Genomic DNA, 13,737 nt, shown 5'->3' with positions numbered 1-13,737 from the left:
CCTTGAACTCATTGCTGTAGCGATGCTTCTTCATCCGTCCTGTGGACACCTGACAGCGCTTGACGCCTCGCATTGGACCCCCCTCCATTGTTAGGTGTGGGTGTCCACTTTATTGGGGGAGGTACTTGGCCTGCTCGATTATCTTGTTAGCCTTCAGGAGGTCGGCCCATGTTGGCGTCGGATGGGCGGCTGTTCGGTCATCGGATCCTCTCGCCTTAGCTTACCCGCGGTCCCGTCATCTCATCTTCGGGCATTAAGCTTGTTACGGTTTCTGCCGCGAGCGTCTCCTCTAACTCAGCAGGATGATCCTTGGCCATCTGTTCTCCCGTCATCGTCCCCGTCAGCCACACTCGACTCATCGGGTAGATATCAGGCCGGAAGATGACGCTGTAGAAGTGCCAGACCAGGACAGCAAGCATTGCAAGCCAAGCCTCGTAATAATGGACGACGTTCGCCAGGTCAATAACCAGAAGGGGCCAGCGCTTCAGCACAACAGTCTGGAGCCACATGATAAATCCGGTGCCGGCCATCACAGCAGTGCCCCATATGACCGCCCAATACTCCAGCTTCTCCACGTACGTAAAGCGGTGAAAACGGGGTCGGTGCGATCGCAGACCCAGGTTAAAGGCGACCATTCCCCACGCCTCGCCTACATCCCGCCGGCAGGGTTGCATCAGACGGAACTGAATCCGACCGCGCTGCGTTCCGAACAGATACGCCAGATGATACCCTGCCGCCAGCGTCATGAGCACGCCGGCGATCCGATGTGACCAGGCTCGGACGGCATACCCGCTTTCCATCCAGACCAGCGGCTGAGCCCACCACGCATCAGGAAACTTCAGGGCAAAGCCGGTAATGACCAAGATCGTGAAGGTCACAAACAGCGTGAAGTGCTGAATCCGCTCATTGAGTGTGAAGCGCTCAAAGAGCCGGCGTGCCACCTCGGGAGGTACGCGGGGTTCGTCTTCCCTCCGGCCCTCTGCCCGCCAACGCTCTCGCAGATGCGCCAGGAAGTCAAGCCCGTTGTGCAGGCTCATCCCGCCGATGGCGACAAAGATGATGACAAGGTAGATCCGTCGGACCAGGGTCACCCATGGGTGCTCGCCGAACCCGGGGGCTACGTGGATTCTGGAGCCGGCCAATTGCATGCCGGCGCCTCGGTGGCACTGTCCGCAAGTTCGCGAAAGATTCATCGGGTTGACGGTCGAGCGAGGATCAGACGAGGGCTGGATATTGTGGGTCCCGTGACAGCTTGCACAGTTGGCCACCACTGGCGATCCGCCTCTGACCGCCAGGCCGTGGAAGCTCTCGAAGAATGTCCCGGCGCGGCGCGGCGCGAGGCCAAACTCCTCGACCACCTGCGCCGCTTCGTGACAGGCAGCACAGGTCTTGGAGACCGTCAGTGGCGCCACTCGCGATCCCTGGGCGCGGGTGGCGGTGATCCCATGCTCCCCATGACAATTCGTACATGTCGGCGCCGCGAATACCCCTCGTGAGACGGCCCTCCCATGAACGCTGGCTTGAAACTGACCGGCCTCGTCGGCGTGGCACCGCTTGCAGGTGATGGCAACGTTCTGCTTAAAAACAGCGGAGGCGGGATCGACGGCTCGGCGGATCTCATGGGTACCATGGCAATCGGTGCAGGTTGCGGCAGCGAGATTGCCTTTCTGCAGGATGGCCTGGCCGTGGATACTTTGCGCAAAGAGCGCAACGACCCGCGGTCTGACGATCCCTTCTTGGGCGATGACCTTCGGATCAGCATGGCAACGGGCGCAGGTATCGTGAATCTGTGAGCGATGGGTAGGTGACGCGAGGTCGCGGTGGGATGTGACGGCATGGGCCGTGTGACAGGTGACGCAGGTAGGCAGGTGCCGGGCTTTTTCCCCGCGGCTACCGGCATGAATGCCGGCCGCCATTTGCTTTGCCTGACGGCCATGACACGACGCGCAGATGACGTTGCCATCCGCGGCTATCTTCTGGATTCGGTGACTGCCATGGCAGGCGATACAATTGGCGCTGGGGCCGTCGCTACCCAGTTTGGCATGAGCGCTCTTCGGAACCGTCTCATGGGGTTTGCGATGGCATGCGCCGCAGCGGACCGGCTGCGGCGTTGCGGCGTGAGGGACTACTGAGATGTCATTATGGCATTCGGTACAGGCAAGCCCTTTGTGCGCAGATTGAACAAGATCGGCCGGCGCTACAAACAGCGAGGCGTATCGTCCCTCGCCGGTCTCCTTTTTTAAGTTGGGATCGTTGTGACAGGCCAGACACTCCTCAGAAGTGGAAGCCGACCCCGAGAGGGCCGCAAAGGCATTCGGAGCTATCGTCAGAAAAATCCAGACAAGGAGAAGGCCTCCGGCCACCTTTCCACAACCTACGCTCCGCGTTATCAAGCGTACAATGGCATGGCGAATAGGCGGACCCTCATGTCAGCCACCCGCTACACTCTCGTCGCTGTGTCTCGGTGCTGTAGAGGTGCGGCGCTATGATGGGACTTTATGGCATTTCAGGCAGTTGCCCATCTCCTTTGTGGAGAATGCCACCTTCCCGTTATGGCATGTCCCGCACGCCTTTCCTTCATTGTAGGCCTTCATAGTGAGGTCCGGAGAGGTCCCAATCTTGGTCTTGAAAGGTTTATCCTTACCGTGGCAGTTCAGGCACTTCTGGCCTTTTTCAATATGCTTATTGTGATCGAACGTCACCTTCCCTGGGCTCGGGTTCCCCTCCTCACTCGTGGTCTTCTGCTCAAAGGTGAAGGGAGGGGGGACCTTCGGCTTTGCCTGGGCCAGACTGCGAGTCGGTGTGAAGCTTACGATGAGGAGGCACGCCAGAGTAAGCGTCGCGCTCCTTCCGATCATTGATCTCATGCTTCCTCCTTTTCGCGGGCAATCTTCTCGAATCGTAAGAATCTGGCTAAGCTTCACGACTATATCCCACGGATGCCTTGAGGAACCCATCCGCTTTGCTTCACGTATCTCTGAACTATAATCACTCCGCTCAATCATGTCAATGCCGGTCGTACGATCATCCGGACCTTTTCCGCCGATCAACTTCTCTGATCTTCAAGAAGAGGCCGACCAGGACCGCGACAATGATCAGCATGGAGGCTGCCAGCCCCTTGCGGCGAAACTGCACCTCAGCCAGGAGACCGTGGCCGCTCTCAAGACTCTTCTGGGCTACGACTAACCCTGAGTCGGTAGCGGTTTTGATCTGTTCCACCTCGAGTGAATGCGTCGCGGCTCTAGCCTTAATCAAGGACTCTTTTGCCGCAAGCAGCTCGAATCGAGGAGAGCCGATCTCCATTCCTGCCTGCTCGGCCCTGGTAAGGGTCGTCGTCGCCTGATCGATCCGGCTTGAAAGACTCTCAATCATGGTTCGTAATTCGGCGGCCTTCTTCAGGGGTAGAGAGTTCGCTTCGTGGCATGTGGCACACGGGGTGCCTTCTCCACCAGCCAGCATGGCATCTGACGGTTTCGTGACATCGTGATTACTATGGCACGTCACGCAGGCCGGCATCCCCAGCTCGGCAAATGCCGGCTTGTGCGGGCTCTTCGCGAAGAGCTCGGCCGTCGCTACATGACAGTGGCTACAGATATTCGCCACTGAATCGATACCAGGAGGGGCGGCGCCGTGACTGCCGTGGCAACTACTGCATGTCGGGGAGGCGAGGTCCCCCCTCTTGGTCAACATCTCGTAATGGAAGCTCTGCTTGTACTTGTCCAACTGATCGGTGGGGATTTTATACGCTTTCATATACTCAGCGTTACCGTGGCATCGGCCACAAGTCTCAGCGACCTTGACAGGATGCGTCCAAGCCATCTGGTCTTTGACGGCACGGATCGCATGCACGTCATGGCAACTGATACAGACGGCGACCTTCTGATCTCCCTCGCGAAACTTTTTGCCATGGACACTGGTATAGTATTCCTTCACCTGGTCTGTCCGAATGGATGGATTGAACTGTCGCATATAGACCGGATCGCTGTGGCACTTCCCGCAGGTTTCAGGGATCGCCTGCCGCTTCGGTTTGCCCAGAAATCCCTTGGCCGGACTGTGGCTCTGCGCTTTATTGTCGAACGCCGTCTGATCACCGCCGTGACAGCCCTGGCAGCCCAGTCCCCTCGCCAGGTGGTAATCGTCTTTAATCTTGACAGCCGGACGGTTGAGGCGCTCCTCTCTTAATCCAATATGGCAGTCGATGCAAGCATCCGCCGCCGCCGCGAAGGGGGCACGAATCAGGCCGGCCGCGATCAGGAGGAGGCCGAAGCATACAACGCGCAGCGCCATCCTCACGGCGTCCTCATTTGGCGCCGGGCGCGACATATCCAAGCACGGTAAATATCACAATGTACGCAATAATGCCGATTCCGATCGATCGGAAGAGCGGACTAGGCTCTCCCAATGCCGACTTCTTGTCCAGAAATGGGACCAATAAAAGTAACAGCCCGCCCAGACTGAAACCCAGGACTCCCAAGACCTCACCCTCAAAGGGACCGATCTTCGCCGGGATATACTTCAGGCTCTGAAACATGAAGACGAAGTACCATTCCGGTCGAATGCCGGCAGGCGCCGGAGCGAAGGGATCGGCCTTTTGTCCCAGCTCCCATGGGGACAGCGCGGCTAATGCCGCTAAGACCCCGAGGGTGACAAACCAGCCAAAGAGGTCTCGCAGCAGAAAATTAGGGAAAAACGGCATGGTCGGAAGCGGCCGTCCCGCATGAGATCGCTCCACGGCCGGGGGAACGCTCATCCCCTGCTTCTGCACCAGGAACAGATGGAGGCCGAGGATCATGGTGATGAGCGCCGGCAGGATGGCAATGTGCATACCGTAAAAGCGGGAAACCGTCGCGCCCGTGACCTCGTCGCTACCCCGCAGGAGCCGCATCAGAACAGGACCCACAAGTGGGAACTGCCCGGCGATCTCAGTTCCGACTTTAGTGGCGAAATACGCGAGAACATTCCAGGGCAGCAGATACCCGCTGAAGCCGAAGAACAGAACGATGCCGAACAGCAACATTCCGGTCACCCATGTCAGCTCCCGCGGCTTTCGGTAGGCCTGGGTCAGGTACACACTGAACAGGTGGATCATCATTGTCAGCACCATCAGGTTGGCCGACCAGCTATGGATCGAGCGAACAAGCCAACCGAATTGGACTTCGGTCATGATAAATTGAACACTCTCGTACGCCTCTTCGCCGCTGGGCCGGTAGTAGAGGGTCAGCAGGATCCCGGTAGCCACCTGAATCCCGAAGAGAAAGAGCGTCATCCCGCCGAAGTAGTACCAGACGGTATGGCGATGAACAGGGATGACCTTCTTCTGAATGAGATGCCTGAGCGGCCAGAGATCGATTCGCTCTTCGAGCCAGGCCGCAATCCGAACTCCCGTCACCTTACTTATCCTTTCATGACGATGATCTGATCTCCCCGGACGTTCAACTTGAGAGGCTCCAGGGGCCGTGGCGGCGGACCGCTGATATTCTTCCCATTTAGGTCGTACACACCATTGTGACAGGCGCACCAGATATCCTGCCGCGCTTCCCGGTATTGCACCGTGCATTCCAGGTGGGTACAGACCGCAGAAAACGCCCGCAACTCGCCTGCTGAGGTCTTCACCAAGATACCCGGACGACTCCTGAAGCGAAAGATCCGCCCTGAGTTCGCCTTCAGTTCCGCGAGCTTCCAGGGAAGGGTCACGCTGAACGTGGTCGGCTCGGCCAGCTTGGGGGGGATCAAGTATTTTACAATCGGGTACAGGATGGATATGAAGAGCACGCCGAGGGAACTTCCCAGAAGCCAATTCACTGTGCGCCGCCCATAGTCGACCTGTTCATCCTGCTGTGCCACAACCATTCCCTCCTTCAGTCTTAAACGTGAAAAGCCAGCCTACCAGACGGTGCCCGGCAGGCTGGCTTGCCTGCTCCTGTTCGCAGGCAACATACTAGCACATCAGCGAGACGTCTGAAACCAGGAGGTTCGCTTAAAACTGGTAGCGAAGTGTAAACGCTGCAATATGGGCGTCATAATTCTGCAGGAACCGAGCGCCCAAAAAGGTATCGGTCGTCGGGGGCAGATTTGTCAGACCGGATTGCCCGATCGCATCGGTCGCCCAATCGGTCTCGCGAAACTGCTCAAATCGATATTCGCCCTTGAGACTCCAGTTCCTGGTCAGGTTATAGCGAAGCGCGGCAATCAGGGTATGGAGGTTCGTGTTCGCCAACGGATAGTCCACGGCGGTCGCGGTCGCTCGCTGAGCTCCAGTGCCACTGGTCGGCTTAACCGGGTTGAACGATCTCATGATGGTATCGGCATCCGAGAAGGTGTAGGTCAGCCGAAAATTGAGACGATTGGGAATCAGGCTGACGTCCGTACCGACCCCGTAGGTGTCAATCGTATCAGTGTTGACACTCCTCCAGTTGAAGTCCGTGAAGTCAAAAGCCGTAGTGCCGGTGACCGGCCTGGAGCGAGAGAGCTGATCATAGCGGAACTCTTCTCGCGTGTAGTTGACGAAGAACGACAGCCACTTGAACGGGCTATAGGCCAGATCACCGCCTGCACTCCACCCTCTCGATTTCTGCAAGCCAAGGTCGGAGTTATTGAAATGGTCCTGCAGGAGACTATAGGTAGCCGTAAAGCTGAGGTTCTCGATCGGGCTGATCGACGTCAGGATCTCCACCCGGTCCCTGTTCCGGTCAGCCTCGTCGAACTTCCGAAGCAGGACCGACTGGCCCAGAGGATCCGGCGCCCATGGCTCCCCCTCGATGTCAACGGTCACGTGCTTATCGTGAGCTTGTGGCACGTAGTTATCGATACGCCGCCAGCCCCGACGATACGCGGCGCGGAAGAGCAGCCAATCGATCGGCGTGAAGTCCAGGCTGGTTTTTAGGGAGTGCTCATCACTGGTCGGCACCTCGCGGAGTTTGGAATTACGATCCCAACGTTCCCACTCGTAGCCCATCTTGAAATGAAGATCGCTGAGAATAGGATAACCCGCGTCCAGGTGGGCATTGTGCTTGGTGTAGGAGAAAGGCGCGTTGACCTCCGCATCGGGTGTGAGCGACGTATCCCGAACGGTATGAGCCGGGAACACGATCTCGGGCGATCGGTTATTGAAATCGTAGAAACGGTAGCCGCCATACAGCGTCAGCGGCAAAGCGGTAAGCGGGCGGCTCGTCGCGTTGAGAGCCACAAGGGTCGTCCTGATATCTCCGTCAAAGCTGCTCCTGGGGAGAACCAACCCAGGGTTCGCGGCCAAGGCCGGGTTGATGGTATGGGAGACAAACGATTCATCCTGAAGCCGCCACCCATAGGAGACCTTCCCCGTGACCCTGGTCTGAAGCGGCAGGGAGAGACCACCAGAGAGAAACACGTTATGCGCCTGGTTGCTCGGGTCCATGGTGGTCAGTCCGCGAGCCGAAAGGGTCGGGCTGTTCGTGGCCGAGAGTGGGTTGTCGAACGTAATATTGTCGACGCTCTGATCGAAGATCGAGGCGGTGTAGCCGAGGCCGACATTCCAGCCTGGTTGAGCATACTGCGTCTTGACCTCAACCTGGTGAGTCCGGTTAAAGAGGGGGGCCGGAATCTCGACTACGTTCCCCCCTGGGCTGCTGAAGCCCGCGCCAAAAGGGATCGTCCCGTCCTTCTGCGTAAAGGTGTAGCGGACACCGAAATCCAGAGAATCTGTCAGGTTGTATTTAAACCCGAATCCCGCTTTGGAGGTCAGGAAGCTAAGATCCGTCGGCGTGGCATTGGCCAGAAAGCCTGCCAGCACGGAGGCCCTGGTCGCGGGTGTGGCAGCCTGCACCGTCGATGCGACACCGGACGGCAAGGTCAGGTTGGGGTTGCCGTCTTCGCGCGTTGTCGTGAACAGAGTCCGTCCCGTCGTGCTCAACAGATGAGGGACCTGATCCCAGAAGATCTCCAGCTCATAGCCACCGTACTTCCCGAATCGGAACAAGTAGCTCTGATCTTGCTTGAAGGAGTCTATTGAGGAGAACTCGATGTATTGCTTCTGGTCCTTGGTTTCAAGAGAGATTCGAGCATGGTCCAGAAAAGGGCTTTCCTCAAGCACCCGATACTCCTGGAACTTGGCCGAGCTCCGATTGTCGCCAATCGTCCGATAGCCTCCCTCAATATCTACCGAGGTGACGTTGAGGCCGAACGGCAACCGATCGTTGAGCCAGTTGACCCACCATGGGAAAGCCTCCTCCGACTGTGGTTGTTGAGCCTGGCCCGGCGCCACGGCTGCCAGCAACAAGGCGATGGCGAGTAGCAGTGCTGTGCTGATCCGCCTCATCCAGACTAACGCTCCCATGGCCACCTCCTCCGTTTGATGCAGATCGCCACCTCAGTTCGTGAAGGCGAATCCTGAGGGATGGTTTGACCCATGGATCTTCTGGTGGCAATTGATGCAGCCCCTATTAATGACAAACCGTGACCCGGTCCTCGGATCGTAAGGGCTGGTTGGGTGCCGGGTCTCGACGTGGCACTGCTGACAGAGGCGGGGAACCCTGACCTTCAGGAGCCTCTCGTTGGTGGAGCCGTGCGGCTCGTGGCAGTTCGAACAGCTTTCCGTCACGGGTGCATGTTCCCAAAGAAATGGTCCGCGCTTCTCGGCATGGCACTTGAAGCAGTTGTCATTGACCGAATCTTCCCGGAGCATCGCCTGCGTGGCGGTCCCATGCGGGTTATGGCAGTCGCCGCAACTGATCTTTCCCTCGCGCAGCGGCATGTGAGAGCTCCGCTGGAGCTGGGCCCGGCGGGTCTGGTGGCACTGCGAGCAGACCTCGATCGCGGTCGGCTTTGCCAGATTGTATCGGTCGGACACCGACTCCATCACCTTGTGACAGGACACGCAAGCCACCCCCCGTACTTCGTGGGTGCTTCCCTTCCAGAAGGTATGCTCACCCTTTTCGTGGCACTTCACGCAGACGGCATTCTGCACTTCGACAGGCTCCGCTCCCTTCTCAAAGCTGATCACTGTCTCCAGGGCACCGCCTTCTGTGGCAACGTGCGGGCCACCTGGACCATGGCATGACTCGCAGTCTCCCTGCCCCTGCGTCGCTCGCGGATTCACCGACATGACCCGCCCGATCTTCGTCTTGTGGAAACGCTGGGTCGACTCCTCATGACACTTCACACATGACTCACTTCCCACGTACTTGGCGCCTGGGGGTGGACCGACCCACTTGGGCTGAGGGGCATCGGTGGTCGTGGCGGATGGGGCTCCAGTTTTAGAGGGCGGAGAGGTAAAGCGACTGCACGCCCACCCAACGAGGAGAGTAATCAGCAATAAGGGTAACAGGACGACTACAGCGTTACGTTTCTTCATCTTTACACCCTTCAGGTATGGAGCGCGAATGGAAACGCAACTCTGACTTCAAGCAGCGAAGGGACTATATGATTGCCTCGATGGAATGTCAAGTATTTACTTGCCTCGTTGTTCCCTCACGAACTGCTCCCCTCATATTATTATCCCCGTACAAACAGATACATCGCGCTCTCATTGGTTGGACAGGCTCTTCAGTAAATCTTGAATCCGCCGCGAACCTTCGACTCAGCCAGTTGATTGCCGTACACATTCAGAACGATCTCATAGCGGCCAGGCGGGAATTGACTGGAGGTTTGCACTGGAACGGTGTCGACAGGGCCAATAATAAGGACTGCCGGGTCATCAGCACCCCACGTGGCCTCAACGACACCGCCCGCGACAGCATGATCACCTGCAGCATACGTCGTCCAATGGACGATGAACCTGATTGAGCGACCCGGAGGTTCACGAGACTTCAATCGCGCTTCCCAGTACAGCCACTGTCGTTGTCCGCTCGGAAAGCGGCTGCCGTATGCCCGTTTTTCCTCAGGTAGAATCTCGGACAGTGCGCTGCGAGGGGTCGAGGCGCTCCGGTCAAATGGCTTCACCTCCGGATGCCATGCGAATACTCTCACCTCGGATTCGCCGATTTGGGCGATCGAGCAAAACATATTCATGTGGTGCTCATAACACAGATGATCCCTGACCGCCAGCACGTTCGCGAGCGCCACTGCTGCTGCAATAAGGGAAACGATCACCCCAACACGCGCCACCGTCAATCGGTACCGGCGCTTCTGCGTAAAGTAAGGGGATTCGGGATTCACTGACGCTATCCTTTGCAGTCACTAAGGAACCTGTCCTGTAAACCCCCATCCACCCTTCGACACGCTCAGGGCGAACGGTATATGCAGTGAACTACCCCGCAGTAAGCCGCGGGGAATCAACCCCCTGTAGATTGAGAAGAATAACGTTTTCCCGTTCGTAGTGAGCCCGTCGAACCACAACAAGGGGTTTGCAGGACGGGTTCTAAGACACCTCGCTATGGCTCTGCTGGTCTGCATAGCACCAGCCTGAAGTCGCTTTGGCTTAACATACTTATTATGTGTTTAAACACACTTATCAACGATATTTCAAGTAGTACATTATGAATATAGGTCGCTGTCAAGATCAGTATGACGCCGATCCGCGCAATGCCGTCATCGTAATGCCGTATCTTCGACTTGGCATGACATCAGGACACCTCAAAATACTCCACGATGATTTGACCGACCTTCTGATAATGTGCGTCCGCACTTATGAGGCGACACCCGTGTTGCATGGCGCTTGCCGCGATCCAGATGTCGTTCGTGGGTATAGGAGTACCTGCCTTCCAGAGCGCATCGAGGATCACCGCGTACCTTTCGGCGGTCTCCTCATTGATTGCTACGATGCTCACTCGCGGTGATGTCAGGAACTGCTGTAGCTCTAATTGGTTCTTTTTTCTGTACTTTCCACGCATAAAACCTGCAAGCAGTTCACCTATAATGACGGCATTAAGATAGATCTCGTCGGTCTGCTGGAGAGCATGCGTGAATTCCGGGTGACCTCGCATGAACGCCGAGTAGGCCGATGTGTCCACCATCGCCCGACTCATCGTCGCCACAGATCCGGATCAATAGCACGCTGCCTGGTCAGGGCTCTGTTGAAGGCTGCGGCCTCTTCGCGCGTCCACGTCCCGGCCAGCGCATCCAGATCGTGGTGCAGGGTCACCTCACCTTTCTTTCTTCGAACCCCTACGCTTTTCTCCAACAGGCTGATGACCACCTTGTTGATGCTCGCGTGCTGCTCGTCGGCCTTCTGGCGAATAATCCTGGTGAGCTCGGGTGGCAGATTTCGCAGTGTGATCGCCTTCATTGACGCCTCCTGTGATGTTGCATATAATGCATCATTATGATGCAACTCTAGCATCATCTTCAGGCGTGGTCAAGATTCCTGAAACTGCCCTTCTTTCGGGAGTACCTGCTCCAGCACTGGAACCCATCTCCGACAAGGCTTCACACGCGAAATATCGCTTGTCGCATCGGGCGGGTTCGCCTATGATGAAGCCGAGATTATTAACGTAGAACGGCCAACCGACGTAGGGGCACGCCGAAGTGAACACTGACGTAATCTTGGAGGGCCTCAATCCCAGACAGGAAGAGGCGGTCCTGCACACCGAGGGGCCGCTGCTGGTGCTGGCGGGGGCCGGATCGGGGAAGACCCGGGTGATCACCAGGCGGATCGCCTATCTGATCGGCCACTGCGGGGTCCCACCCTGGAATATACTAGCGGTCACCTTCACCAACAAGGCGGCCGGTGAAATGAAGCGCCGAGTGGCGGACCTCTTGGGACAAGCCGATATCAGCCCTGCCCTGAGCACCCCAGCCGCATCTGGTTCGACAGAGCTCACCACAGGCTTCGACAAGCCTGTCCTGAGCAAAGTCGAAGGACTCAGGACGAGCGGCTGGGGCGTCGAAGGGGTCTGGGTCGGGACGTTTCATTCTACCTGCGTTCGGATTCTGCGGAAGCATGGCTCGGCGTTGGGCTTGAAGAGCTCCTTCGTCATCTATGATGAGGGCGATCAGATGAGCCTGATGCGGGATTGTCTGCGGGGGCTGGGCTTGTCCGAGCGCGCGGTCAACCCCCGTGCGGTCCTGTCCCGTATCAGTCGCGCCAAGAACGAGCTGCTCTCCGCCGAGGAGTATGCACTGCAGGCCAATGACCACATGGAGGAGCGAACCGCCAAGCTGTACATCATGTATCAGGAGCGATTGGAGGGTCTGCAGGCGCTCGACTTCGACGATCTACTCATGGCGACGGTGCGCCTCTTTGAGGAGCACCAGGAAGTGCTGGCTGCCTACCAGGATCTCTGGCGCTACATCCTGGTGGACGAGTACCAGGACACCAACCACGTCCAGTACTGCCTCATCCATCTGTTGGCCGGCAAGTACGGGCATCTCTGCGTAGTAGGCGATGACGACCAGTCGATCTATCGGTGGCGCGGCGCCGACCTGAACAACATCCTGAACTTCGAGCGGGACCATCCGGGCTGCGCGGTGATCCGGCTGGAACAGAACTATCGATCGACGCAGCGGATCTTGCAGGGCGCGGGGGCGGTGGTAGCCCACAACAGCGATCGGAAGGGAAAAACCTTATGGACCGAAAACGAGGTCGGGGACATCATCACGCTCTATCGGGCCCTCGATGAAACCGATGAGGCTCTCTTCGCCGCCAGGACGATCCAAGGTCGGATGGCCGATACAGTGACGCGGTACGACGACTACGCAATCTTCTACCGGACAAACGCGCAGTCTCGAGTCCTGGAGGAGGCCTTGCGTCGAGTCCTGATTCCGTACGTCATTGTGGGTGGGCTCCGCTTCTATGAACGGAAGGAGATTAAGGACCTCCTGGCCTATTTGCGCTGGGTGGTCAATCCCGCCGACAGCATCAGCTTTAAGCGGCTTGTGAATGCGCCGGCGCGCGGGATCGGACCGGCCACGATCGCCAAGCTCGAACTGTTGGCCATGCAAGGAAAGAGCACGATCTGGGAGGCATGCCAACGCGCGGTACGCGAGAAGCTGTTCAATACCAGGCAACAGTCGGCCATGGAGGGCTTACTCCAACTGATTGAAGAGGCCAGGACAAAATCCGCCTTCATCTCAATTCCAGACCTGATCGCAGAGCTGATTACCGCTTCCGGGTACGCTGAGGAGCTTCAGCGCGATGACACGCCGGAGGCCCAGAGCCGCCTGGAAAATCTGAAGGAACTCGTCACCGCCGCCCAGGAGTTTGTGGAGCGCAATGCGGAGGGAGGATTGCCGGCGTTCCTCGACTCCGTGGCACTGATCAGTGACATCGACGCATATACCGAAGGCCGAGGCGCCGTCACGCTCATGACGCTTCATACGGCCAAGGGTCTCGAGTTTGACACGGTCTTCATGGTTGGACTGGAGGAAGGAATCTTCCCTCACGCCTTTGCCATGCCTGACGAGCGGGAGTTGGAAGAGGAACGCCGACTCTGTTATGTCGGCATGACCAGGGCGAAGCAACGGCTCTATCTGGCATCGGCTCGGCAGCGACGCCTCTACGGCAACCGTAGTTTTAACCTGCCGTCACGGTTCCTGGATGAAATCCCGCCGGAAGTCCTGCAGATCCAGGAGCCGTGGGAATCCAGGGGCGCGTCGCCCTTGATCTTTTCCGAACATCGAGAGCATCAGCAAGAGCGTCACGAGGATGAGCCCTTCGTCGATCGCCTGTATCCCGGAGCCCGCATCCGGCATCCCGACTTCGGCGTCGGGGTGATCCGGCAGCGAAGCGGCAGCGGGGACGATCTGAAGGTCGTCGTAAAGTTCAATGGCGCCGGTGAAAAGAAGCTCATGGTCAAGTATGCCCAATTGGAGCAGGCGTAGGTG

The 13,737-nt window shown here is 57.8% G+C and carries 11 protein-coding genes; 1 reads left to right on the top strand and 10 read right to left on the bottom strand.

Annotated features, from left to right (window positions below):
• Positions 1 to 215 precede the first annotated feature (215 nt).
• The 10 genes from PHV01_RS10190 to PHV01_RS10145 form a co-directional block, all read right to left on the bottom strand.
• Positions 216 to 2,363: a cytochrome b/b6 domain-containing protein gene (locus tag PHV01_RS10190; protein ID WP_337291048.1), complete on the bottom strand. Its 2,148-nt coding sequence runs from the start codon at positions 2,361 to 2,363 to the stop codon at positions 216 to 218.
• Positions 2,364 to 2,483: 120 nt separating this feature from the next.
• A complete protein-coding gene (locus tag PHV01_RS10185) occupies positions 2,484 to 2,867 on the bottom strand; it encodes a c(7)-type cytochrome triheme domain-containing protein (RefSeq protein ID WP_337291047.1) in 384 nt (127 codons plus the stop codon).
• 157 nt (positions 2,868 to 3,024) lie between these two features.
• Positions 3,025 to 4,287, bottom strand: a complete 1,263-nt coding sequence (locus tag PHV01_RS10180) for a hypothetical protein (protein WP_337291049.1) — start codon at positions 4,285 to 4,287, stop codon at positions 3,025 to 3,027.
• Positions 4,288 to 4,300: 13 nt separating this feature from the next.
• Positions 4,301 to 5,389 (bottom strand): cytochrome b N-terminal domain-containing protein, encoded by a 1,089-nt coding sequence (locus PHV01_RS10175; RefSeq protein WP_337291046.1) that lies wholly within the window; start codon positions 5,387 to 5,389, stop codon positions 4,301 to 4,303.
• A 5-nt stretch (positions 5,390 to 5,394) separates the two neighbouring features.
• Positions 5,395 to 5,850 carry a Rieske 2Fe-2S domain-containing protein gene (locus PHV01_RS10170; RefSeq protein WP_337291045.1) on the bottom strand — a complete coding sequence of 152 codons (456 nt, stop codon included), beginning with the start codon at positions 5,848 to 5,850 and terminating at the stop codon, positions 5,395 to 5,397.
• Positions 5,851 to 5,977: 127 nt separating this feature from the next.
• Positions 5,978 to 8,311, bottom strand: coding sequence for an MtrB/PioB family decaheme-associated outer membrane protein (locus tag PHV01_RS10165; RefSeq protein WP_337291044.1), 2,334 nt, complete (start codon positions 8,309 to 8,311; stop codon positions 5,978 to 5,980).
• A gap of 33 nt (positions 8,312 to 8,344) precedes the next feature.
• On the bottom strand, positions 8,345 to 9,328 hold the full coding sequence (locus tag PHV01_RS10160; protein WP_337291043.1) for a DmsE family decaheme c-type cytochrome: 984 nt from the start codon (positions 9,326 to 9,328) through the stop codon (positions 8,345 to 8,347).
• A gap of 191 nt (positions 9,329 to 9,519) precedes the next feature.
• Complete coding sequence (locus PHV01_RS10155) at positions 9,520 to 10,131, bottom strand: hypothetical protein (protein WP_337291042.1); 612 nt, start codon at positions 10,129 to 10,131, stop codon at positions 9,520 to 9,522.
• A 407-nt stretch (positions 10,132 to 10,538) separates the two neighbouring features.
• A complete protein-coding gene (locus PHV01_RS10150; RefSeq protein ID WP_337291041.1) occupies positions 10,539 to 10,928 on the bottom strand; it encodes a type II toxin-antitoxin system VapC family toxin in 390 nt (129 codons plus the stop codon).
• An 8-nt stretch (positions 10,929 to 10,936) separates the two neighbouring features.
• Entirely contained in the window at positions 10,937 to 11,200 is a 264-nt protein-coding gene (locus tag PHV01_RS10145) for a hypothetical protein (RefSeq protein WP_337291040.1), read from the bottom strand.
• 239 nt (positions 11,201 to 11,439) lie between these two features.
• On the opposite strand from PHV01_RS10145, the gene PHV01_RS10140 reads away from it, so the two are divergent.
• Positions 11,440 to 13,734 (top strand): UvrD-helicase domain-containing protein, encoded by a 2,295-nt coding sequence (locus PHV01_RS10140; protein ID WP_337291039.1) that lies wholly within the window; start codon positions 11,440 to 11,442, stop codon positions 13,732 to 13,734.
• Positions 13,735 to 13,737: the final 3 nt, after the last annotated feature.

This window comes from Candidatus Methylomirabilis sp. (assembly GCF_028716865.1).
Classification (GTDB): Bacteria; Methylomirabilota; Methylomirabilia; order Methylomirabilales; family Methylomirabilaceae; genus Methylomirabilis.
This window is presented reverse-complemented; position numbering and strand designations above follow the sequence as displayed.

Excerpts from the sequence above, each read along its gene's own strand:
- PHV01_RS10165 (WP_337291044.1), bottom strand. The coding sequence starts at position 8,311 with ATGGGAGCGTTAGTCTGGATGAGGCGGATCAGCACAGCACTGCTACTC.
- PHV01_RS10160 (WP_337291043.1), bottom strand. The coding sequence starts at position 9,328 with ATGAAGAAACGTAACGCTGTAGTCGTCCTGTTACCCTTATTGCTGATT.
- PHV01_RS10170 (WP_337291045.1), bottom strand. The coding sequence starts at position 5,850 with ATGGTTGTGGCACAGCAGGATGAACAGGTCGACTATGGGCGGCGCACA.
- PHV01_RS10150 (WP_337291041.1), bottom strand. The coding sequence starts at position 10,928 with ATGGTGGACACATCGGCCTACTCGGCGTTCATGCGAGGTCACCCGGAA.
- PHV01_RS10185 (WP_337291047.1), bottom strand. The coding sequence starts at position 2,867 with ATGAGATCAATGATCGGAAGGAGCGCGACGCTTACTCTGGCGTGCCTC.
- PHV01_RS10180 (WP_337291049.1), bottom strand. The coding sequence starts at position 4,287 with ATGGCGCTGCGCGTTGTATGCTTCGGCCTCCTCCTGATCGCGGCCGGC.
- PHV01_RS10145 (WP_337291040.1), bottom strand. The coding sequence starts at position 11,200 with ATGAAGGCGATCACACTGCGAAATCTGCCACCCGAGCTCACCAGGATT.